The organism is Bradyrhizobium sp. JR3.5 (genome assembly GCF_054057015.1).
In genome coordinates, this window is sequence record NZ_JBSRYV010000002.1 from 6,327,329 (window position 1) to 6,347,124 (window position 19,796).

At 64.1% G+C, this 19,796-nt stretch carries 15 protein-coding genes and 4 pseudogenes; 11 read left to right on the plus strand and 8 right to left on the minus strand.

What is annotated here, in order from left to right; translation table 11 throughout:
* Positions 1-16 precede the first annotated feature (16 nt).
* The 4 genes from ACVWW1_RS46885 to ACVWW1_RS46900 are packed head-to-tail and all read left to right on the plus strand — an operon-like array spanning position 17 to position 4,209.
* On the plus strand, positions 17-1,357 hold the full coding sequence (locus tag ACVWW1_RS46885; RefSeq protein WP_456660579.1) for an aromatic ring-hydroxylating dioxygenase subunit alpha: 1,341 nt from the start codon (positions 17-19) through the stop codon (positions 1,355-1,357).
* On the plus strand, positions 1,354-1,830 hold the full coding sequence (locus ACVWW1_RS46890) for an aromatic-ring-hydroxylating dioxygenase subunit beta (RefSeq protein WP_207836923.1): 477 nt from the start codon (positions 1,354-1,356) through the stop codon (positions 1,828-1,830). Before ACVWW1_RS46885 ends, ACVWW1_RS46890 begins: the two co-directional genes overlap by 4 nt.
* 7 nt (positions 1,831-1,837) lie before the next feature.
* Complete coding sequence (locus ACVWW1_RS46895; RefSeq protein WP_456660580.1) at positions 1,838-3,454, plus strand: ATP-dependent acyl-CoA ligase; 1,617 nt, start codon at positions 1,838-1,840, stop codon at positions 3,452-3,454.
* A 26-nt stretch (positions 3,455-3,480) separates the two neighbouring features.
* The gene (locus tag ACVWW1_RS46900) at positions 3,481-4,209 is read left to right on the plus strand and encodes an SDR family NAD(P)-dependent oxidoreductase (protein WP_456660581.1); all 729 of its coding nucleotides are present in this window, start codon (positions 3,481-3,483) and stop codon (positions 4,207-4,209) included.
* 11 nt (positions 4,210-4,220) lie between these two features.
* Here ACVWW1_RS46900 and ACVWW1_RS46905 read toward each other — a convergent pair whose 3' ends face one another.
* Genes ACVWW1_RS46905 through ACVWW1_RS46920 form a run of 4 tightly spaced genes read right to left on the minus strand, consistent with a single transcriptional unit; the run spans position 4,221 to position 8,946 of the window.
* Positions 4,221-4,703, minus strand: a complete 483-nt coding sequence (locus ACVWW1_RS46905; RefSeq protein ID WP_456660582.1) for a MarR family winged helix-turn-helix transcriptional regulator — start codon at positions 4,701-4,703, stop codon at positions 4,221-4,223.
* Positions 4,703-5,197, minus strand: coding sequence for a MarR family transcriptional regulator (locus ACVWW1_RS46910; RefSeq protein ID WP_176532186.1), 495 nt, complete (start codon positions 5,195-5,197; stop codon positions 4,703-4,705). Before ACVWW1_RS46910 ends, ACVWW1_RS46905 begins: the two co-directional genes overlap by 1 nt.
* On the minus strand, positions 5,197-6,762 hold the full coding sequence (locus ACVWW1_RS46915; protein WP_456660583.1) for an indolepyruvate oxidoreductase subunit beta family protein: 1,566 nt from the start codon (positions 6,760-6,762) through the stop codon (positions 5,197-5,199). Before ACVWW1_RS46915 ends, ACVWW1_RS46910 begins: the two co-directional genes overlap by 1 nt.
* 24 nt (positions 6,763-6,786) lie before the next feature.
* Complete coding sequence (locus ACVWW1_RS46920) at positions 6,787-8,946, minus strand: thiamine pyrophosphate-dependent enzyme (protein ID WP_456660584.1); 2,160 nt, start codon at positions 8,944-8,946, stop codon at positions 6,787-6,789.
* A gap of 92 nt (positions 8,947-9,038) precedes the next feature.
* Here ACVWW1_RS46920 and ACVWW1_RS46925 point away from each other — a divergent pair.
* From ACVWW1_RS46925 to ACVWW1_RS46950, 6 genes and pseudogenes are all read left to right on the plus strand, one after another.
* Positions 9,039-9,464 (plus strand): annotated as a pseudogene (locus ACVWW1_RS46925) (nitrilase-related carbon-nitrogen hydrolase); the annotation flags it as partial.
* A 122-nt stretch (positions 9,465-9,586) separates the two neighbouring features.
* Positions 9,587-10,066: a nitrilase-related carbon-nitrogen hydrolase gene (locus ACVWW1_RS46930; protein WP_456660836.1), complete on the plus strand. Its 480-nt coding sequence runs from the start codon at positions 9,587-9,589 to the stop codon at positions 10,064-10,066.
* Between the two features lie 199 nt (positions 10,067-10,265).
* Positions 10,266-11,373 (plus strand): annotated as a pseudogene (locus tag ACVWW1_RS46935) (cupin domain-containing protein).
* Between the two features lie 44 nt (positions 11,374-11,417).
* Positions 11,418-12,326, plus strand: coding sequence for a fumarylacetoacetate hydrolase family protein (locus ACVWW1_RS46940; protein ID WP_456660585.1), 909 nt, complete (start codon positions 11,418-11,420; stop codon positions 12,324-12,326).
* Positions 12,326-12,763, plus strand: coding sequence for an acyl-CoA thioesterase (locus ACVWW1_RS46945; RefSeq protein WP_456660586.1), 438 nt, complete (start codon positions 12,326-12,328; stop codon positions 12,761-12,763). Before ACVWW1_RS46940 ends, ACVWW1_RS46945 begins: the two co-directional genes overlap by 1 nt.
* Positions 12,764-12,988: 225 nt before the next feature.
* On the plus strand, positions 12,989-13,537 hold the full coding sequence (locus ACVWW1_RS46950; RefSeq protein WP_456660587.1) for a hypothetical protein: 549 nt from the start codon (positions 12,989-12,991) through the stop codon (positions 13,535-13,537).
* A gap of 120 nt (positions 13,538-13,657) precedes the next feature.
* On the opposite strand, the pseudogene ACVWW1_RS46955 reads toward ACVWW1_RS46950, so the two are convergent.
* The 4 genes and pseudogenes from ACVWW1_RS46955 to ACVWW1_RS46970 form a co-directional block, all read right to left on the minus strand.
* Positions 13,658-14,372: pseudogene (locus ACVWW1_RS46955) on the minus strand (ABC transporter ATP-binding protein).
* Positions 14,369-16,139, minus strand: a pseudogene (locus ACVWW1_RS46960) (branched-chain amino acid ABC transporter ATP-binding protein/permease). Before ACVWW1_RS46960 ends, ACVWW1_RS46955 begins: the two co-directional pseudogenes overlap by 4 nt.
* On the minus strand, positions 16,136-17,179 hold the full coding sequence (locus ACVWW1_RS46965; protein ID WP_456660588.1) for a branched-chain amino acid ABC transporter permease: 1,044 nt from the start codon (positions 17,177-17,179) through the stop codon (positions 16,136-16,138). Before ACVWW1_RS46965 ends, ACVWW1_RS46960 begins: the two are co-directional and overlap by 4 nt.
* Before the next feature lie 43 nt (positions 17,180-17,222).
* Positions 17,223-18,296, minus strand: a complete 1,074-nt coding sequence (locus ACVWW1_RS46970) for an ABC transporter substrate-binding protein (RefSeq protein ID WP_456660589.1) — start codon at positions 18,294-18,296, stop codon at positions 17,223-17,225.
* Between the two features lie 627 nt (positions 18,297-18,923).
* Here ACVWW1_RS46970 and ACVWW1_RS46975 point away from each other — a divergent pair.
* Positions 18,924-19,706, plus strand: coding sequence for an aspartate/glutamate racemase family protein (locus ACVWW1_RS46975; protein WP_456660590.1), 783 nt, complete (start codon positions 18,924-18,926; stop codon positions 19,704-19,706).
* Positions 19,707-19,796 lie beyond the last annotated feature (90 nt).

A 19,796-nucleotide genomic window follows, 5' to 3' on the forward strand; every position in this document is an offset into this window, starting at 1 on the left:
GGAGGCAAGAGGCGCCATGGCGAAATACGGAAAGAATCCCCGCGCGATCGGCGGGCTTGTGCGCGACGCCGAGGTGCATCGCGACGTCTATGTCGATCCCGAGGTCTTCGATCTCGAGATGGAACATCTGTTTCCCAACAGCTGGATCTATGTCGGGCATGCCAGCCAGTTGTCGAAGGCCGGCGATTTCATCACCGCCAATATCGGTCGGCAGCCGGTGGTGGCCAGCCGCCATACCGACGGCTCGATCCACCTGTTCTACAATCGCTGTCCGCACAAGGGCGTCAAGATCGCCTCCGAGCCGTGCGGCAATACCGGAAAGTTCTTCCGCTGCCCCTATCATGCCTGGTCGTTCAAGACCGACGGCTCGCTGCTCGCGATCCCGCTGAAGAAAGGCTACGAGGGCACCGGATTTACCGACACTCAGGCCAACGACGGGCTATCGAGGATCAAGAATGTCGTCGTCTACCGCGATTTCATTTTCGCGCGCCTGAGCGAAAGAGGTGTCGCCTTCGAAGACTATTTTGGCGAAAGCCTCTCGACCATCGACAACATGGCCGACCGCTCGCCGGAGGGGAGACTGGCCGTCGAGGCCACGCCGATCCGCTACATGCACACCTGCAATTGGAAGATGCTGGTCGAGAACCAGACCGACACCTGCCATCCCATGGTGGCGCATGAGAGCTCGGCCGGCACCGCCATCAAGGTCTGGCAACGCGAACAGGGCAATTCCACGGAGACGCCGATGGCGGTGCAGCTCTATGGGCCGTTCATGAGCCCGTACGAGTTTTACGAGCAGAGCGGCATCCGGATCTGGCCCAACGGCCACGGCCATACCGGCGTCGCCAATTCCATCCATTCGAACTATTCGGATGTCGAAGGCTATCTCGGCCAGATGGTCGCAGCCTATGGCGAGAAGCGGGCCCACGAGATTCTAGGAGAGGTCCGGCACAACACCGTCTATTTCCCGAACATCATGGTCAAGGGCGCGGTGCAAATCCTCCGCAATTTCATCCCGATCGCGGTGGACCGGACGCTGGTGGAGAGCTGGGTCTATCGCCTGGTCGGTGCGCCCGACAAGCTCTACGAGCGTGCGCTGATGTACAACCGCTTCATCAACGCACCGACCTCGATCGTCGGGCACGACGATCTCGAAATGTATGAACGGGCCCAGGAAGGGTTGAAGTCGAACGGCAACCAATGGGTCAATCTGCGCCGGCTCTACGAGAGCAACGAAGAGCCTGATGTCACCGCGGTCATCAATGGCACATCGGAGCGCCAGATGCGGAACCAGTTTCATGCCTGGGCCAAATTCATGACCATGGACATGGACCAGCCCGTCGAGGCCGCGGAATGATCAGCGAAAAGACCATCACCGATTTCATCTATCGGGAAGCCGACCTCCTCGACACGATGCAATGGCAGGCGTGGCTCGATCTGTTCCATCCGGAAGGGCGCTACTGGATGCCGCTGGAATGGCAGCAGCAGGATCCGGTGCTGCAGCCGTCGCTGATGTACGAGGACCTGTTGCTGATGAAAGTGCGCATCGAGCGACTGGCCGGCGAGCGCACCTTCAGCCAGAAGCCGAAGAGCCGCTGCCATCACCTGCTGCAGGCGCCGCAGATCCTGGTGTGCGACCCGGCGGCCGGCCTGTTCAAGGCACGGACGTCCTTTATCTACACCGAGACGCGTGGCGACACGCTGGAACGCTTTTCAGGATGGGCGTCGCACGATCTGGTTCAAGTCGGCGATGAACTCAAGATCAGGCTCAAGCGCATCGATCTCGTGAATTTCGACGCGCCGTTCGGCAATATCCAGCTTTTCATGTGAGTGCGCCTTGACCTCAGCGACCACCGTCTACGCCCGCTTCCGCGAGACCGCCCTGCGCCGCGGGGAAGCCGGGTTTCTCAACGTGCTGCCCGAGACGGGCGAGATCTACGGCATTGTGGCCGGGGAGATCTCGTATCGCGCCATGCTCGAACGGGTCGAGCGCTGGCGCGCGGCATTTGCAGACCGCGGTTACGGTGAAGGCCATCGGGTCGGGCTGCTGCTCCAGAACAGGCCGGTGTTCGTCGAGCTGTGGTTCGCCTTGAACGCGCTCGGCGTGTCCGTGGTGCCGATCAACCCCGATCTGCGGGTCAGCGAACTCGAATACATCATCGCGCATTCCGAGATGAATGCCGCATTCGTGCTTGCCAAACGACGCGGCGAGGTCGAGACGGCGGCGCGCCAGGCCGGGTGGCCCATTCCGGTTGCGACCGACAGCGGCGATGTTCCAGCCCCGTTCGGTGGCGCGCGGCCGGCGAACGCCGGCGACGGTTCGAGCGAATGCGCGCTGCTCTATACGTCGGGGACGACGGGCCAGCCCAAGGGCTGCGTGCTGACCAACACCTACTTCCTGTATTCCGGAGACTGGTATCGCGATGTCGGCGGATTGATCGATCTCAGAGGTGATGGCGAGCGCATGATCACGCCGCTGCCGCTGTTCCACATGAACGCGATGGCGGTGTCGCTGATGGCGATGCTGTCGGTCGGCGGCAGCCTGACGATGCTCGATCGCTTCCATCCGCGGAGCTGGTGGAAATCGGTGCGCGACAGCCGGGCGACCTGCCTGCATTATCTCGGCGTCATGCCCTCGATGTTGATGGGCGCGCCGCCGACGCATGAAGATCGCGCGCACAGCGTGCGGTTCGGCTTCGGCGCCGGCGTCGACAAGCTGCTGCACGCGCCGTTCGAGCAGCGCTTCGGTTTTCCGCTGCTCGAGGCCTGGGCGATGACCGAGACGGGAAGCGGCGGCGTGATCGCCGCCAATGTCGAGCCACGGAAAGTCGGCACAAGCTGTTTCGGACGTCCGGCGCCCGAAGTCGAGGTGCGGATCATCGACGACGGCGGCAACGATGCGACGGTCGGTATACCGGGCGAGCTCTTGGTGCGGCGGGCGGGGGACGATCCGCGCTACGGCTTCTTCAGCGAGTACCTGAAGAACCCGGAAGCCACCGCCGAGGCCTGGAAGGACGGATGGCTCCATACCGGAGATATCGTGTCGCGCGATCATGATGGCGATCTTCATTTCGTCGACCGCAAGAAGAACGTGATCCGCCGCTCTGGCGAGAACATCGCCGCGGTCGAGGTCGAATCCGTCCTCAACCGCCATCCGGCGATCCGGCAGGCCGCGGTGGCGGCGACACCCGATCAGGTGCGCGGCGACGAGGTCGCGGCGGTCATCATTGCGGAGCAGCCGGGAGCGGACCGCGCGCTTGCCGAGGACATCGTGCGCTGGAGCCTGGAGCAGATGGCCTATTACAAGGCGCCGGGCTGGATCTCGTTCGTCGACCAACTGCCATTGACCGCGACCGAGAAGATCCAGCGCGGCGGATTGAAGGATTTCGTCGCGAAGCTGATGCGTGATGGCGCGTTCTTCGATCTTCGCGACCTCAAGCGGCGGCAGGAGTGACACGTGGCGTTCGCAGGGAGCCGATCATGAGCGAGAGCCGCACCACACTCATCACCGGAGGCAATTCCGGGATCGGCGAGGCCCTGGCGAAGAAGCTCGTCGACGAGGGACAGCGGGTGATCTCGGTCGGTCTTGAGAAGCCGGACTGGACGCATGATCTGCTCACCGCCTATCGCGCGGACTTGACCAGCATGGCCGAGACAAGGGCCATTGCACAGGAGATCTGCCGGGATCATGCGGTCGATTGCCTCGTGCACAATGCCGGCATCATCCTGCCGAACCTCCTGGCCGACGCGAAGCCGGAAGACATCCTGACGCTGGCGCAGTTGCACCTGGGCGCACCGATGCTGCTGACCCAGGCGGCGATGGAGGGGATGCGTTCGCGGCGGTTCGGGCGGATTGTGTTCGTGAGCTCGCGCGCTGCCATGGGCGCAGCGACGCGCTCGGCCTATTCCGCGACCAAGGCCGGCGTGCACGGCATGGCGCGGACGTGGGCGTTGGAGCTGGCGTCGAGCGGGATCACGGTGAACGTGGTCGCACCAGGCCCGATCCTGACCGACAATTTCTGGGGCATCATCCCGAAGGACTCCGAGCAGCAGGAGCGGATGGCGCGCAACGTTCCGGTCGGGCGACTCGGGACGCGCGAGGACGTGGCGCACGCGATCAGCTTCTTCCTCGACGAGCGCTCGGACTTCGTGACCGGACAGGTGCTCTACGTCTGCGGCGGCACCAGCCTTGCCGGCCTCAGCCCTTGATCGTGAGCGGATCAGATCTGATTCTGGCGGATGTTCTCGACCATCGTGGCGAGCACGCGGGCGCACACCTCGATCTCGTCGGGATCGATACCGACGGTCAGCCGGTCGTAGTTGTTCTCCATGATGGGCCAGATCTTTCGCAGCAGGGCCTCACCGTCCGCCGTCAATCCGACGACGCGGCGACGCTGGTCTTCTTCCGCGATCTCGCGCTTGACGAGACCCGATGACACCATCGACTCGACCATGCGGCTCGCGGTCGACTGCTCGGTGACCGCCAGAACAGCGATCTCGTTGACGGTCAGGGTCTTGTAGATGAACAGGACCGACAACGTCCGGAACACGACGTTGTTGATGTTGTGCTCGCTGAGATCACGGTTCTGATCGAGGTTCCAGCGATTGGCGAGCCGGTTGAAGAGATAGGGAATGTAGCTTTGCAGCTGGTCCCGCGTCCGCGGTGGACCGGATTTCCATCTGCTCCTGGAGTCTTTGGCCATTATTTCTTGCGACCCTGCTTCTTGCTTTCGCTGCCAAGTTTCGAGGAGAGGGACCGCAGCACCGACAGTGCGGCCTCCAGCTCCTGGGCGGGAATACTTTCGAGCCGTTCGCTGAGATGCCTCTTGTGCACGTCGGCTGCCTTCCTGAACAGTGCTTCGCCCTTTGGCGTCAGGCGCACGATGAACGACCGGCGGTCCTCGCTCGACATCTCCTTGCTGATGAGGTCGTCAGCCAGCAGGCGCTGCACCAGGCCCGAGACGTTGCCGCCCGACACTTTCAGGTTCTGCGACAACTGGCCGAGCGCCATTCCGTCCCGGTAGCGATCGAGCTGGGCCAGCACGTCGAACTTTGCCAGCGACAAGGCGAATTCCGAGCTCAGCATGGAATTCAGCGACGCAAACAGCTCGCCATGCAGGGACAGCAGTTGCAGCCACAGCCGGGTTTCAATCTGCCCGAACACGGGAGCCGTGCTCTCTTTGAGTGCTGCCGGCATCATGCAAAGCTCTTGATGGTCTGAATCACGCCGTCGAGCTCCTTGCCTTCGCTGTCCTTCAGCGCGGCTTCCCGCAGCCGGCGCGCCCAGTCGGCGGCATCGTCGCGCGGTGCGACCAGCTTGATCGCGGCCAGCGTCTTGTCAAATTTCGACAGGCCGCGGCTGTGGGTGTCGGAATAGCCCTTGACCAGGCGCCGGCATTGCAGGATCTCGACGCCCAACTGATAGTTGGCTCGCACTGCCTCGGTCGCGGCCTTGAGCCATTCGTCCCGATGAGCGGTCTCGATGGCGTGACGCAGCGAGCGGCGGCGTATGCCGCGGAGTCCGCCGACGACATAGAGCGCGAGGAACCAGGGCAGCGAGTAGGTCCGCACCCGGCGTCCCTTGTTGACGCGACGGTCGAGCCAGCCGAGGAGGCGCGGCTTGGCGCCGAGCCAGCGGCCAAAGCCCACTGGGAGCATGCCCATCACCTCTTCCATGCGGGGATGCATGAACTCGGTGGTCTGGAGCACCTGGTCCTGCGACAACTCGAGTTCGCCCTCGATCCGCGCACGGCGGCCGGATCTGGTCTTGAGGTCGGCAACGCGGATGACGTCATCATAGGCCATGGCGTTGGCCAGATATTTTGCGGCGGCCTGGGTGAAGGCAAAATCTCGCCCGGCGCCACCGCAGCTGCGATCGGCGGCGTGGAGCTTGCCGAGGATGTCGAGATATTCGCCGCCATAGGCGACGTCCTGGAAATCGACGACCTTCTTCAGCCCGGCGCGGCCCATCGCCTGCACGGCCTCCGGCAACTGCTGCGTCAGCCGGGCGGCGAGGCCGGCAAGACGGGGATCGAGGGCTGCCGGGGAGGGAGGCGCGTCAGTCGGCCCCGATTGCGCCAGCGGCGCCGGGTCGGGAGATTTCGACTGCACCCGGTCAAACGCAGCCTCGAACGCGCGGACGCTGGCCTGCGCGCCTTTGTCGCCGGCGCGGATGACGTCGAGATAGCTCTCGCGACTAAAGCTCAGCACGCCGGCGCCCGCGAGCGCGCCGAACATCGCCGCCGAGATCACGCTGCCATTGGCGATCGCCAGCGCGTTCATGTCGAAGATGATCTCGGTCTTGGCGGCGACCCCGATGGCGCCGGTCACCGCACCCTGGTCGGCGATACCGTTGCCCGGCGCGATCTTTTCGCCGATCGCGAACGTCCGGTGATTGGATGCGATCAGCGTGGTGCGGTCCGGCGTTACCAGGCCGCGCAGGATCGAGCGGCCGGCTTCCATGAATTCCGCCGCCATCACCACGTCGACATCGCCGGGCGTCGGCATCAGCGACAGGATCGGCTTGCGGCCATCGAGCGGCGGCATCGCCTCGATATAGTAGATCGTGGCGCCGGTGCGCTGGGCGACGCCGGGCACCGATGTCGACTGCGCGACCCAGCCATGGTTCTCGGCGAGCTGGACGATCCAGTCGGTCAGGACGCCGCCGCCCTGGCCGCCCATCGCGACGATCGCGATCGAGATCGGCCGCTCGGTCGCGTCACCTGCGGGGGGAAGCGCCAGCTGGACCGTTTCGTCTCTCATGCCAGAGCTTTCATGCCAAAGTTCTCATGCTAAGGCCTCGAGCGCCGGACGCCGGCGATCACGCCGCCGTTGCAGCCAGCCGATCACGGCCATGGCGACCCTGGATTTGAACTTGTCCCAGCCGGTCGGATTGTGAATGACGTCTGCGCGATAGAACGAGGGACACAGCACGGCCGCGTCCGCGACCTCGCCGCAATTGCCGCAACCGACGCAGGAATTGTCGATGGCCGCGACGGGATCGTCGCGCAAGGGATCGTCGAGCTGCTTGACCGAGAGCGACGGGCAGCCGGAGAGGCGGATGCAGGCGTGGTCGCCGGTGCAGACGTCCTCGTCGACGCCGAAACGTTCCTTGACGGTGCGAACGCCGTCCTTGATCGCCTTGCTGATCTGCGGCCCCACGCGGCGCTGCTTGTTCAGCATGCATTCGGAGGACGCGACGATGACCTTTGGGCCTTCCTCCTTGGTCGTCAGCGCCTCCTTCAGCGTGTCGCGCATCCGGCCGACATCGTAGGTACGGTCGATCTGCCGCACCCATTGCCCGCCGATGCCCTTCACGGCCTGCACGATCGAGTTGTTGGTGTTTCGCCGCTTGCTCGTCGCGCGCGACGACAGGATGTCCTGACCACCGGTCGCCGAGGTGTAGTAATTGTCGACGATGATGAAGACGCCGTCATGCTTGTTGAAGACGGCGTTGCCGATGCCGCTGGTCAGCCCGTTGTGCCAGAAGCCGCCGTCACCCATCACGGCGATCGGGCGCTTATCGGCCTTGACGTTGAAGGCCGAGGTCGAGGCCGGGCCAAGGCCAAAACCCATGGTCGTCGCGCCGATGTTGAAGGGCGGCAGGATCGAGAACAGATGGCACCCGATGTCGGCGGAGACGTGGTGCTGGCCAAGCTCGCTCTCGACCAGCTTCATGGCGGCGAAGATCGGACGTTCCGGACAGCCGGTGCAAAGCCCGGGCGGACGCGCCGGCACGATTTGCTTCAGCTTCTCGACCTCGGGGCGGTTGAGCACGGGGCTCGCGTCCGGCGCCGGCGGCCGATTGCCAAGCAGCCTCGGCTCGGTCTTCTCGAGGAACTCGCGCACGCCGCCGAGCAGCACCTGCGCGGTATAGTCGCCGCCCATCGGCAGCACATCCTTGCCGTGGATGCGCGCCTGGATATCCCTGCGGCGCAGCACCGTGTTGATCGCCTGCTCCAGATATTCCGGCTGGCCTTCCTCGACGATCAGGACGGCGTCCTTGTCGAGGCAGAACTCGGCGACCTCCGTGTCGATCACGGGGTAGGTGACGTTCATGACGTAGAGCGGGACCTGCGTGTTGCCGTAGGCATCCGACAGCCCGAGATATTGCAGCGCGCGGATGACGTTGTTGTACATCCCGCCCTGCATGATGATGCCGACCTTGCCTTGCTTCGGCCCCATCCATTCATTCAGCCTTTGGTCGCGGACGAAGTTGATGGCCGCGGGCATCCGCGTCTTGATCTTCTCCTGCTCATGCTCGTAGGCCGCCGGCGGCAGCACGATACGGCCGACGTCGCGCTTCGGATTGTTCAGGGCGTCCTTGATGGTGTGGGCCGGCCTGACATTGTCCTTGCAGGCAAAGCTTCCGTGCATGTGACAGGCTCGGACGCGCACCTCCAGCATGACAGGGGTGTTCGAGGCTTCCGAGAGCTCGAAGCCCTTCTCGATCAGGTTGACGATGCATTCATGGTCAGGGCGCGGATCGAGCAGCCAGATCTGCGATTTCATCGCAAAGGCATGGGTACGCTCCTGCATGATCGAGGAGCCTTCGCCGTAATCCTCGCCGACGATGATCATCGTGCCGCCGGTAACGCCGCCAGAGGCGAGATTGGCCAGCGCGTCGGAGGCAACATTGGTCCCGACCGTCGACTTCCAGGCCACCGCGCCGCGCAGCGGATACATCACGGAAGCCGACAGCATCGCCGCAGCCGCCGCTTCATTGGCAGAGCTCTGGAACACGACGCCGAGATCGTCGAGCACGTCCTTGGCGTCGGCCAGCACGTCCATCAGGTGCGAGATCGGCGAGCCCTGATAGCCGCCGACATAAGCAACGCCGGATTGCAGAAGTGCCTTGGTGATGGCGAGGATGCCTTCGCCGCGGAAGGTGTCGCCGTCGCCGAGCCGGAGATCCTCGACCTCGCGAGCAAAAGACCGTTCAGCCATTGCACCCTCCAGAAATATGCGATAGCATACGTTTACATGTAAAGTAAGTCAACGCTGCGCCCCGATCATGAGCCGGCGACAGGGTAGGGCCCATGCTGAAGCTGCCGCGCTTTAGAGCCGCCGCCGTCCAAGCTTCACCTGTATATCTCAACGCCAGCGCGACCGCCGACAAGGCCGCCTCACTGGTGCGTGAGGCGGCGGCGAACGGCGCGAGGCTGGTCGCATTCCCCGAAGTGTTCGTGCCGGGCTATCCCTATTGGAACTGGATCACCGATCCCGTCAGCGGAAGCGCCTGGTTCGAGAAGCTCGTCAAGGCGTCGGTGCTGGTGCCGGGTCCTGAGATCGACGTCGTCCGGAAGGCGGCGCGCGATGCCGGGTGCTATGTCGTACTCGGCGTGAACGAGCGCAGCCCGGTGTCGCTCGGCGCAATCTACAACACGCTGGTCTTCATCGACCCGGACGGAGCGCTGCTCGGCAAGCACCGCAAGCTGGTGCCGACCTGGGCAGAGAAGCTGACCTGGACCGGCGGTGACGGGTCGAGCCTGCGCGTCTATGACACCGAGATCGGGCGCCTCGGGGGCTCGCCTGCGGCGAGAACACCAACACGCTCGCGCGCTTCGCGCTGCTCGGGCAGGGCGAACTGGTTCACGTCGCAAGCTACATCTCGCTGCCCGTCGCGCCGCCGGACTACGACATGGCGGAGGCGATCAAGTTGCGCGCCATTGCCCATTCCTTTGAGGGGAAGATCTTTACGGTCGTTTCCTGCTCGACCGTCTCGGAAGAGATCATCACGGCCATGGAGACCGTCGTTCCAGATGCACGGGCGCGCCTGCAGCGCAAGTCGAGCGCGTTCTCCGGCGTCATCGGGCCGGACGGCCGTCTCGTCGGCGAACCGCTGGTCGACGATGAAGGCATCGTCTATGCCGATATCGACCTCGAGCGCTGCATTCAGCCGAAGCAAATGCATGACATCGTCGGGCACTACAACCGGTTCGACATCTTCGATTTGCGGGTCAACCGCCGTCCGCAAGCGCCGCTCGGCCTTGCGGAAGGCGAACGTCTGGCGGCTGACGCAGCGGAGCAGGCGAACTTCGTCTCAATCCCAGGCAGGACGGAATAATGGGACGTGTCGATCCAACGACGCCTCCTCCCCGTTGTTCTGGCGAAAGCCAGGACCCATTACCCGAATGGTCATTGTCGAGCGATCTGGGGCCACGACCCCTTTCACAATCAAATGCGGTGGTGATGGACGATAGTTTTGGATGTGGCGACAGGACTGCGTGAGACAGGACGTCATCAGATAAGACTTGGAGGACAGGATGGGCGAGAACGTCATCGGCCGGGCCAATGTCGAGGATACCCCGGAGCTCAAGGCCTACTACAAGGACCTCGAGAAGTTCGACGCGGCCGCGCTGTGGACGGTCGCCAACAAGATCGAGCCGTGGCAGCCGCAGTCGGCGTCCATTCCCGTGCTCTGGGCGCTACAGCGATCTGCGCGAGCACGTGCTGCGCTCGGTAGAACTGGTTTCGCCGGAGAAGGCGGGACGGCGGGTGATCTATCTCAACAATCCCGGTCGCCGCGACGTGTCGGCCGCTGTCGGTTGGCTCTATTCAGGCTTGCAGGTGATGCACCCGGGCGAAGTGGCATCGGCCCATGCGCATTCGGCCTCCGCCCTGCGCTTCATCATGGAAGGGACGGGCGCCTACACCATTGTCGATGGCCACAAGATGACGCTCGGCGCGCGGGATTTCGTCCTGACACCGAACGGCACCTGGCACGAGCATGGCGTCGAGGGCAACGGCTCGGTCTGCATCTGGCAGGATGGGCTCGACATTCCGCTCATCAATGCGCTGGAGGCCAATTTCTTCGTCGTGCACCCGAAGATCCAGCAGGAGGAGTCGGGCTATCCCGTCGACGACATGACCAAGACCTGGGGCAATCCGGGCCTTCGGCCGGTGGGCTCGCGATGGTCGAACGGTTATTCACCGATGTTCAAATATGAGTGGGAGCCGACTTACGAGTCGTTGCGGAAATATGCCGCCGCGACCGACGGATCGCCCTATGACGGAATCCTGATGAACTACGTCAATCCGATCACCGGCGGACATGTGATGCAGACCATCGGCGCCAGCATGCAGTTGCTGCGGCCCGGCGAGAAGACCAGGTCGCACCGGCACACCGGAAGCTTCGTCTATCAGGTCGCCAAAGGACACGGCTACTCCGTGATCGGCGGCAAGCGGTTCGAGTGGCAGGAGCGCGACATTTTCTGCGTTCCCTCCTGGGCCTGGCATGAACACGGCAACGCCTCCGGGAGCGAGGACGCCTGCCTGTTCTGCTTCAATGATCTGCCCGTCATCGAAGGGCTCGGTCTCTACCGGGAAGAGGCCTATGGCGACAATGCCGGCCATCAGTCGGTCGCTGCCTGACATTCTCCCGCAGAACTCAACCCGAATAATCGGATCAAGCTCTCATGCGTCTTGTCACCTACACCTTGGGCTCCAGCGGTGCGCGGCTTGGGGTTGTCGTCAACGGTTTGGTTGTCGATGTCGAGCGCCTCGGTGCGTCACGCGGTCTCGTCTGGCCGGGCGATATGCTCTCGTTGATCGATAACGGCGTCACGCTGCTGCCGGCGCTGAGGGAATGCCTGGATAGCGCCAACGGGGCGCTGCCGGTCGGCGCCGCCGTTCCGCTCGAGGATGTCAAGCTGCAGGCGCCGATCCCGCGCCCGCGCAAGAACATCTTCGGCATCGGGCTGAACTATCGTGCGCATGTGGCGGAGTCCGCCAAGAGCCTCGATACCGACAAGGATCTGGCGAAGCAGCCGGTCGTGTTCTCCAAACCGCCGACCGCCGTAATCGGACCGGGAGCGGCGATCCAGCACAATGCCAGCATCACCCGGCAGCTCGACTGGGAGGTCGAACTCGCCGTCATCATCGGCAAGACCGCAACCCGCATCCCGGTCGAGAAGGCGATGGATCACGTCTTCGGCTATTCCGTGATGATCGACATTTCCGCGCGCGACAATCGCCGCGCCGGGCAGTGGATCTTCTCCAAGGGCATGGATACCTACGCGCCGTTCGGCCCCTGCATCGTGACCGCGGATGAGATTCTCGATCCGCATGATCTCAGGCTTTGGCTGACCAAGAACGGTGTCATGAAGCAGGACTCCAACACCAAATACATGATCTTCGATATTCCGGCCCTGATCGCCGACATCTCGTCCGGCATGACGCTCGAGCCGGGCGACATCATCGCGACCGGAACGCCGGAAGGCGTTGGCGCCGGCATGAGCCCGCAGGAATGGCTGTGGCCCGGCGACGTGGTCGAGGCCGGCGTCGATGGCGTCGGCGTCATCCGGCACCCCGTTGTTGCGGTCTGATGACGCCATTCTCGTTCGATCGCGAGTTGAGGTTCGGGGATTGCGATCCATCGGGGATCACCTATTTCCCGTCCTACCTGAACATCCTCAATGGCGTGGTCGAGGAGTTCTGGGCTGTGATCGGATTTTCCTGGCCGGAGCTGATCACGATCCGCGGGATCGGGACCCCGACCGTGCATCTGGCCTGCGACTTCTCACGGCCGTCGAAGTTCGGCGAACGCCTGACGTTCGGCCTGTGCGTCGTCAAGGTCGGCCGCGCCTCGCTCCATCTGGCGCACGTCGTGACGGCCGCAGATGGCGTGCGCTGGCGGGCGCGCCAGATCCTCGCCGCGACGTCGCTGGTCGATCATCGCGCAATTCCGTGGCCCGACGACGTCCGTGCCGCGCTCGAATTGCATCGACATGCGGAAGAAGGCACGCAGGTGGCGTCGCTATGATCTCGCTGTTCATGACGTTCTCCGATCCGAAAGGCGAGCGGCGAATTCACACGGACGATCTTGCGGCTGCGGCTGCCATGGTGGGGTCTACTCCGGGGATGGCCGAAGGCCTGCTGTTTACGCCGCTGGAGCAGTCGGTCGATCATCCCTACAAGGCTGACGGGGACCGGGCCGGCATTTGCGCTCCAACTGCGCTTTCCGAACCTGTTTGCGTGCGAGGCCGCGATGGACCGCGGTGGCGTGCTCGCAGGTCTTGCGGCAGGTCGCGGACTGTCGAGCCTTGCCGGATTGGACGTGACGCACCAGGCGATGGTAACGCGTGCCTATCCCGTCGACGACGCCACGCATGCGAACGGTACGGTCACGCCGTGTAGCTACCTCGTGCACTATCCCGGGCCGGCCGACAATATCAATGCCTGGAATTTGCATTACCTGGAGCATCATCCGTCGATCATGCGGACCTTCCCTGACGTCCGCCAGATCGAGATTTACACGCGTATCGATTGGGTCGACCGGCTGCCGTCGCAGCGGGTCGAGTACATGCAGCGCAACAGACTGATGTTCGACAGCCCGCAAGCCCTTGCGCGAGCGCTGAGCTCCGACGTGATCAAGCGGATGCGCGCGGACTTCGTCCGCTTTCCGCCGTTCGCGGGCTGCAACAAGCATTTTCCGATGCTGACGAGGATCGTCCCGGCCAGGGAGAGGGGCGAGGGCGGAACGCCGCGATGCTGGCATTGTGCTCCTGATTTGCCCGACGGAGCAAGCGGATTCTGAAAATCAGCATGCGTTGCTTCGGGCCAGCAAGCCATTGATATTGCGGTGGCCGGCTACTGTGCATGGGGTTGTTTTCGATGTTTTTGATGTGCGGCTCGGCGGGGCCGACCCAAACGGGTCTCAGTGTCCGCCGAGATAGGCCGTGATCAGCCGGGGATCGTGGATCAGATCCTTGGCAGGGCCGGACTGCACGATCTCGCCGGTCTCCAGCACGTAGCCATAGTCGGCGGTCTCGAGCGCGGCGCGGGCGTTCTGCTCGACCAGCAGGATGGACACGCCGAGGTCGCGCAAGGACGCGATGGTGCGAAAGATCTCGCGCACGATCAGCGGCGCAAGACCGAGACTGGGTTCGTCGAGCATCAGCAGCGCGGGCTTTGCCATCAGCGCGCCGTCCCAGCGCGAGCATCTGGCGCTCGCCGCCGGAGAGCGTGCCTGCGGCCTGGCGCTGCCGCTCCCTGAGCCGGGGAAAGCGATCATAGACCTCATCCAGCGTCTTTCGGACACCGGAACGATCGCGCAGGCTGTAGGAGCCGAGCAGCAGGTTGTCGGCGACCGACATGTCGGAAAACAGCTCGCGCTTCTCCGGAACAAGGCAGAGCCTGCGCACGACGCGATCCTCGACCGACATCTTACCGAGATCGTTGCCACGGAATGCCATGCGGCCACGCGATCCGAGCAGCCCGATGGCGGCCATCAGCAGCGTGGTCTTGCCGGCGCCGTTCGGACCGATCACGGTGACGATCTGGCCCTCGTCGACCGACAGCGAGACGTTGCGCACGGCCTCGACGTTGTCGTAGCAGACGGTCACGTCGGTCATGGAAAACATCTCGCTCACGCGACGCCCCCGAGATAGGCCTCTTGAACCCGCTCATCGCTGCGGATCGCGCTTGGGGACGCCCTCGCAAAGCTTGGAGCCGAAATCGAGCACCACGATGCGGTCGACCAGCGACATCACGAACTCCATATCGTGCTCGACGATGAGGATGGTCAGGTGATCCGCCCGCAGCGCGCGGAGCAGCTCGGCCAATCTCAGCTTTTCCTGGCGGCGCAGGCCAGCCGCCGGCTCGTCCAGCACCAGCAGGGCGGGATCCGCGGCGAGCGCGCGTGCGATCTCCAGGATGCGCTGGTTGCCGAGGGGAAGATTGCCGGCGAGCTCGAACGGCTTGTCGCCGAGCCCGACGCGCTCGAGCTGCATCAGCGCCTCGTGCCGGGCGCTGGCTTCCTCGCGCTGATTGAGGCGAAAGGCACCCGCGAACAGGCCGGTGCGGGTTCGGCTGTAAGTGCCGAGCATGACGTTCTCCAGCAGGTTCATGCGCGGCCGCAGCTTCACATGCTGGAAGGTCCTGGCGACGCCGGCCTTGGCGATGCGGGATTGCGGATCACGCGTGATCCGGCGCCCCGCAAAGACGATCTCGCCCTTGTTGACCCGCAGCGCGCCGGTCAGGCAGTTGAACATCGTGCTCTTGCCAGCGCCGTTCGGGCCGATCACGGCAAGAATCTCGCCGGATCTCACCTCGAAGCTGACATTGTTGACCGCGACGAGGCCGCCGAACCGGCGCTCGGCGCCGTCGACCTTCAGAAGAAGCTCGCCCGGTGCCGGCTGCGGCCGGCGCGGCAGCGGCGGCGCCGGCTGCGGCCGCTCGCGCCTGGTCTTCGGCAGATAGCGTGCGATGGAGGGGACGATGCCCTGCCGCGCCCATTGCAGGAACAGGATGAACAGCGCGGAGAAGGCGACGATCTCGAGCTGCCCGGATGCGCCCTTGGCGATCAGCGGCAGATAGTCCTGCACGCTGTTCTTGAGCAGCGTCACGATGGCGGCGCCGACGACACCGCCGAGCAGGCTGCCGGCGCCGCCGACCATCGTCATCATCAGATATTCGATGCCCATGCTGGCATCGAACGGACCCGGGCTGATGAAGCGGCTCATATGCGCGTAGAGCCATCCGGAGAGCGAGGCCAGGAACGCCGCGATCACGAAGGTCACGAGCTTGATCCGGAAGGCGTTGATGCCGAGGCTCTCGACCAGCGTATTGCCGCCGCGCAGTGCCCGCATGGCGCGGCCGAGCCGCGAGTCCAGGAGATTGTAGCCGAGGAACAGTACCAGAGCGACGATGCCCCAAATCAGATAATAGATCTGTGCGCTGGAGACGAGCGCGAGCGAGCCGAGACTGATCGGCGGGATCGACGAGATGCCGTTGAAGCGGCCGAGCCCCTCGACGTTGCCGAACAGGAAGCCGATCGCAAGGCCCCATGCCACGGTCGAGAGCGAGAGGAAATGGCCCTGGAGGCGCAAGGTGACGACGCCGAGGACGGCTGCGACGCCGCAGGTCAGCGCCACCCCGAACAGCAGGCCGAGCCAGGGCGATTGCCCGTTCAGGGCGGAGACCCAGGCCGTCGCATAGGCCGCGATGCCGACGAACGCAGCCTGTCCGAACGACACGATGCCGCCGACGCCGGTGAGGAGCGCAAGGCCGATGGCGACCAGCGAATAGATGCCGATATAGTTCATCAGCGTGACGCTGAACGGGCTCAGGACGAGGGGCGAGAGTGCGAGGCACGTCAGTGCCGCTACTGCTGCGAGCTGCACATGAAGGCGCGTCATTCCTCGATCTCCTCCTCGGAATGCAGCGAGGCGAGGGATCGCCGGATCAGAACCGGGATCAGCAACGAGAACACGATCACGTCTTTGAGCGCACTGCTCTGGAAAGATGCGAAGCTTTCGAGGATGCCGACCCCGACCGCGCCGATCGCGGCACCGGGATAGCTGGTCATGCCGCCGACGATGGCGCCGACGAACGCCTTGAGTCCGATCAGGAAGCCAGAATCGTAGAACACGGTATTCACCGGCGCGATCAGGATGCCGGATACGCCGGCCATCAGCGAGCCCAGCAGGTAGGCGATGGTGCCGGCCCGCGCCGGCCGGATCCCCATCAGCCGCGAGCCGGTCCGGTTCACTGCCGTGGCGCGGAGCGATTTGCCGACCAGCGTGAAGTCAAAGAAGAGATAGAGGAGGCCGCTGAAGACGAGCGCCGCGATCACGATCAGCATGGTCTGGCCCGAGATCAGGACGCCGGCGAGCTCCGTTGAGAACGACGTCAGCGGCTCGGTACGGACCCCTTCGGGGCCGAAGAACAGCAGGCCAAGACCGACCAGCGCGAAATGCAGCGCCACCGAGACCGTCAGCAGCAGCAGCACCGTGCCGTCGGCGATCGGGCGGAAAACGATCCGGTCAAGCAGAGGGGCGATCGGCGTGATCAGCATCAGCGCGAGCACGAGCCGGACGGCGAGCGGCGGGTCCAAGCGCATGGTGAGCCAGGCGACGCCGACCACTGCCAACGGAAGGGCGAGATAGAACAGAAGCGCGCGCGGCAGGAGTCGAGCGTCGCCGTTGCGGATGAGCGAAATGATCTCGATCAGGGTCGCAAGGCACGCCAGCACCACGACCAGTGCGCCGGTTCCGGGAAAGCGCTTGGCATCGAGAGCCGCAAGCGTCAGCGCGGTGAAGGCGGCGATGTCACCAAAGGGAATGAAGATGACCCGTGTCACCGTGAAGATGAGCACGGTCCCGATCGCCACCAGCGCGTAGACCGCGCCGGTGGCGATCCCGTCGATCGCAAGGATGGCCGCGATATCGCTGGTCATTGAGACGCCGTTCCCCCGTTCTGACCGCTGGCCATCGTCCCGCTTATGGCGCGTACTTCCAGGCGCGCACGCCGGGCAGTTCCTTGGTGCTGAGGATGGCGTCTCGCAGCGCCGCACGGAATTCCGTCGTGCCGGGCTTCGCGGTCTTCAGCGCCCGCTCGGCGGCGTTGGCAAAGATCAGCCAGGCATCGAAGGAGTAGGCGGAGAAGCCGTCGGTGGTCGGTATGTTGTGGGTCTTCTGGTAGACCGCGCGGAAATCGAGCGCGATCTTCTTGGCAAAGTGCTCATCCGGAAGCTGTTCGGCCACGATCACAGGCCCGGCGGAGACCTGAATGCCCTCGGCGGCCTTGCCACCGACCGTGACGAAGTCCGGATTGACCAGCGCCACGGTGCCGTAAGTATTGCCCTTGAAGCCGCGCTCGGAGAGCGTGATGAGAGGCAGTGCGCCTTGCGTGCCGGAGCCGCCGATCAGCACGGCGTCGGGACGTGCAGCCATGACCTTGAGGATCTGCGCGGTCACCGAGGTATCGGTGCGGGCATAGCGCTCATTGGTCTGGACCTTGATGTCGTCAACGGGCTCGGCGGCCTTGGCCCCGTTGTAGACGAGGTCGCCCCACGCATCGGAGAAGCCGATATAGCCGATGTTCTTCATGCCGTCGCGCTTCATGCGGTCCGCGACGATCTTGACCAGGAGCGAAGCCGGCTGTGGCACCGCGACGACCCATTGTTCCGGCGATTCCGGAAGCTTGCCGATGGGCGAGATCGAGATCATCGGCACCTTCAATTCGCTCGCGACGGCCGCCATGGCGATGGTCGAGGGAGTCGTCGCGGTGCCGATCAGGAGGTCGACCTTCTCTTCCTCGACGAGCTTGCGCGCGTTGCGCGTCGCGGCCGACGGATCGGAACCGTCGTCGAGCTGGATCAGGCGGATGGTCTCGCCGTTGATCGTCTTCTTGTATTCATAGGCGGCATTGATGCCGCGCCCATAGGGGATGCCGATCGACGCGCCGTTGCCGCTCAGCGAGGTGACAAAGCCGATCGTGATGTCGGCTTGCGCAGCCGGTGCTGCGAAGACGCCGGCGACAAGTGCGAGTAAGCCCAGGGTCTTCTGCCGCATTTGCGTTGTCCTCCGTTGATGCTGGATACGAATGTCTGGAAGCCAGGCAGGAGCCCGAGCTGTGCACGAACCAGTTGAAGGCATTGCTGCAGCGCCTGACGCCGGGCGCGGCGAGAGGGAAGTTCGCTTGGCCGGGGCGTCAGCGGCCATGGCGAGGCGTGCTGCTCGAATGGCGGGCGGGTCTGCGGCAACCGGCGTGCGTCTGTCGAAGCGAAGGAAGATGAATCCCGCAGCCGCGATGCGCGACCGGCGATGATGCTGCCGGCCAATCGGGCCCGACGATAGTCCACGCGATTGAGTTTCTCAAAATCGGTGCCCTGCAACATCATCGTCATGGCCGCCGGCAGTGGCCGGTGATCGATTACTTAAAGCCTAAAGTATTCTCCGTGGCGCCGTCAACACGTGTCACGGGGCTGCCCGAAAAAAATGTTGCTGCATACAATTCCGTCAGAGTGCGCCATTTCCTTCATCTTCTTCTCCCGAAAAATGGACCTTCTCGTCGCGATGGAGAAGGCCCCTTGGGGGGCTCCATCGTGCGCATTTGACGGGTCGATTAGTTTATGGTTGAAATATATTGGTCGGCAGGCCGACGGCCGATGCTCCTGTCACCGTTTGAGGAGAAGGGCGATGCGCATCTTCTGGCAGAGTTTCGTCGATGCGAGCGTGAACGCGCCCTACATGGCGCGGCTGTCGGAGTACCTCAACAAGATCGCCGCGCCCGGTACGACGGTTCACGTCGAGGGCATTTCACCGCCGGATAGGGAGTTCGGCCGGCTTGCCGAATTACGCTGCGCGGTTCAGGCGATCGACAATGGCATCGCGGCCGAAGAGGCCGGGTTCGACGCCTTTGTGATGGGCCACTTCCAGGATCCCGGACTCTATGAGCTCCGCTCGACGCTCGACATTCCCGTGATCGGGACCGGCGAGGCGACGTTGCTCGCGGCCTCGCAACTCGGCCGGCGCCTCGGCCTCGTGACGCTCGATCCCGTCTTCGAGATCTGGCACTACGAGCAGGCTGAACGCTACGGCCTGCGTGATCGCGTCGTCCACGTGAGCGGGCTCGGTTGCAAGCCGGAGGATTTCGCAAGCGCGTTCGCCGGCGATCAGGCGGCACACGCCCGGATGATCGAGGATTTCCTGGCCTGCGCCCTTCCGCTGGTGCAGCGCGGAGCCGACGTGGTGATCCCTGCCGGCGTGCTGCCGGGCCTCTTGATCGGGCGGGAGCACGGCCTGAAGGTCGGGCACGCGCCGGTCGTGAACTGCGCTGCGGTGGCGTTGAAGAGCGCCGAGATGTGGGTGCAGCTCAGACAACTCAATGGCACCGAGCCGAGCCGAGGGCCGAGCTTCAAGCGTGCCAGTGCGCTGGCGCGTGACGATTTCCGGGCGATGCTTGCGCGCAACAAGCGTTAGCACCCGAACAGCCGCCCAGCTCTGGAGAGCAAGACGTGACGAGACCCGAGAAGGTGACCCTGTTCGAATACGACTCGTGGCAGTATCGAT

Bases quoted from the DNA above. Each gene is read 5' to 3' on its own strand.
- ACVWW1_RS46885 (WP_456660579.1), top strand. From the start codon at position 17: ATGGCGAAATACGGAAAGAATCCCCGCGCGATCGGCGGGCTTGTGCGC.
- ACVWW1_RS46890 (WP_207836923.1), top strand. From the start codon at position 1,354: ATGATCAGCGAAAAGACCATCACCGATTTCATCTATCGGGAAGCCGAC.
- ACVWW1_RS46900 (WP_456660581.1), top strand. From the start codon at position 3,481: ATGAGCGAGAGCCGCACCACACTCATCACCGGAGGCAATTCCGGGATC.
- ACVWW1_RS46905 (WP_456660582.1), bottom strand. From the start codon at position 4,703: ATGGCCAAAGACTCCAGGAGCAGATGGAAATCCGGTCCACCGCGGACG.
- ACVWW1_RS46910 (WP_176532186.1), bottom strand. From the start codon at position 5,197: ATGCCGGCAGCACTCAAAGAGAGCACGGCTCCCGTGTTCGGGCAGATT.
- ACVWW1_RS46915 (WP_456660583.1), bottom strand. From the start codon at position 6,762: ATGAGAGACGAAACGGTCCAGCTGGCGCTTCCCCCCGCAGGTGACGCG.
- ACVWW1_RS46920 (WP_456660584.1), bottom strand. From the start codon at position 8,946: ATGGCTGAACGGTCTTTTGCTCGCGAGGTCGAGGATCTCCGGCTCGGC.
- ACVWW1_RS46940 (WP_456660585.1), top strand. From the start codon at position 11,418: ATGCGTCTTGTCACCTACACCTTGGGCTCCAGCGGTGCGCGGCTTGGG.
- ACVWW1_RS46945 (WP_456660586.1), top strand. From the start codon at position 12,326: ATGACGCCATTCTCGTTCGATCGCGAGTTGAGGTTCGGGGATTGCGAT.
- ACVWW1_RS46950 (WP_456660587.1), top strand. From the start codon at position 12,989: ATGGACCGCGGTGGCGTGCTCGCAGGTCTTGCGGCAGGTCGCGGACTG.
- ACVWW1_RS46965 (WP_456660588.1), bottom strand. From the start codon at position 17,179: ATGACCAGCGATATCGCGGCCATCCTTGCGATCGACGGGATCGCCACC.
- ACVWW1_RS46970 (WP_456660589.1), bottom strand. From the start codon at position 18,296: ATGCGGCAGAAGACCCTGGGCTTACTCGCACTTGTCGCCGGCGTCTTC.
- ACVWW1_RS46975 (WP_456660590.1), top strand. From the start codon at position 18,924: ATGCGCATCTTCTGGCAGAGTTTCGTCGATGCGAGCGTGAACGCGCCC.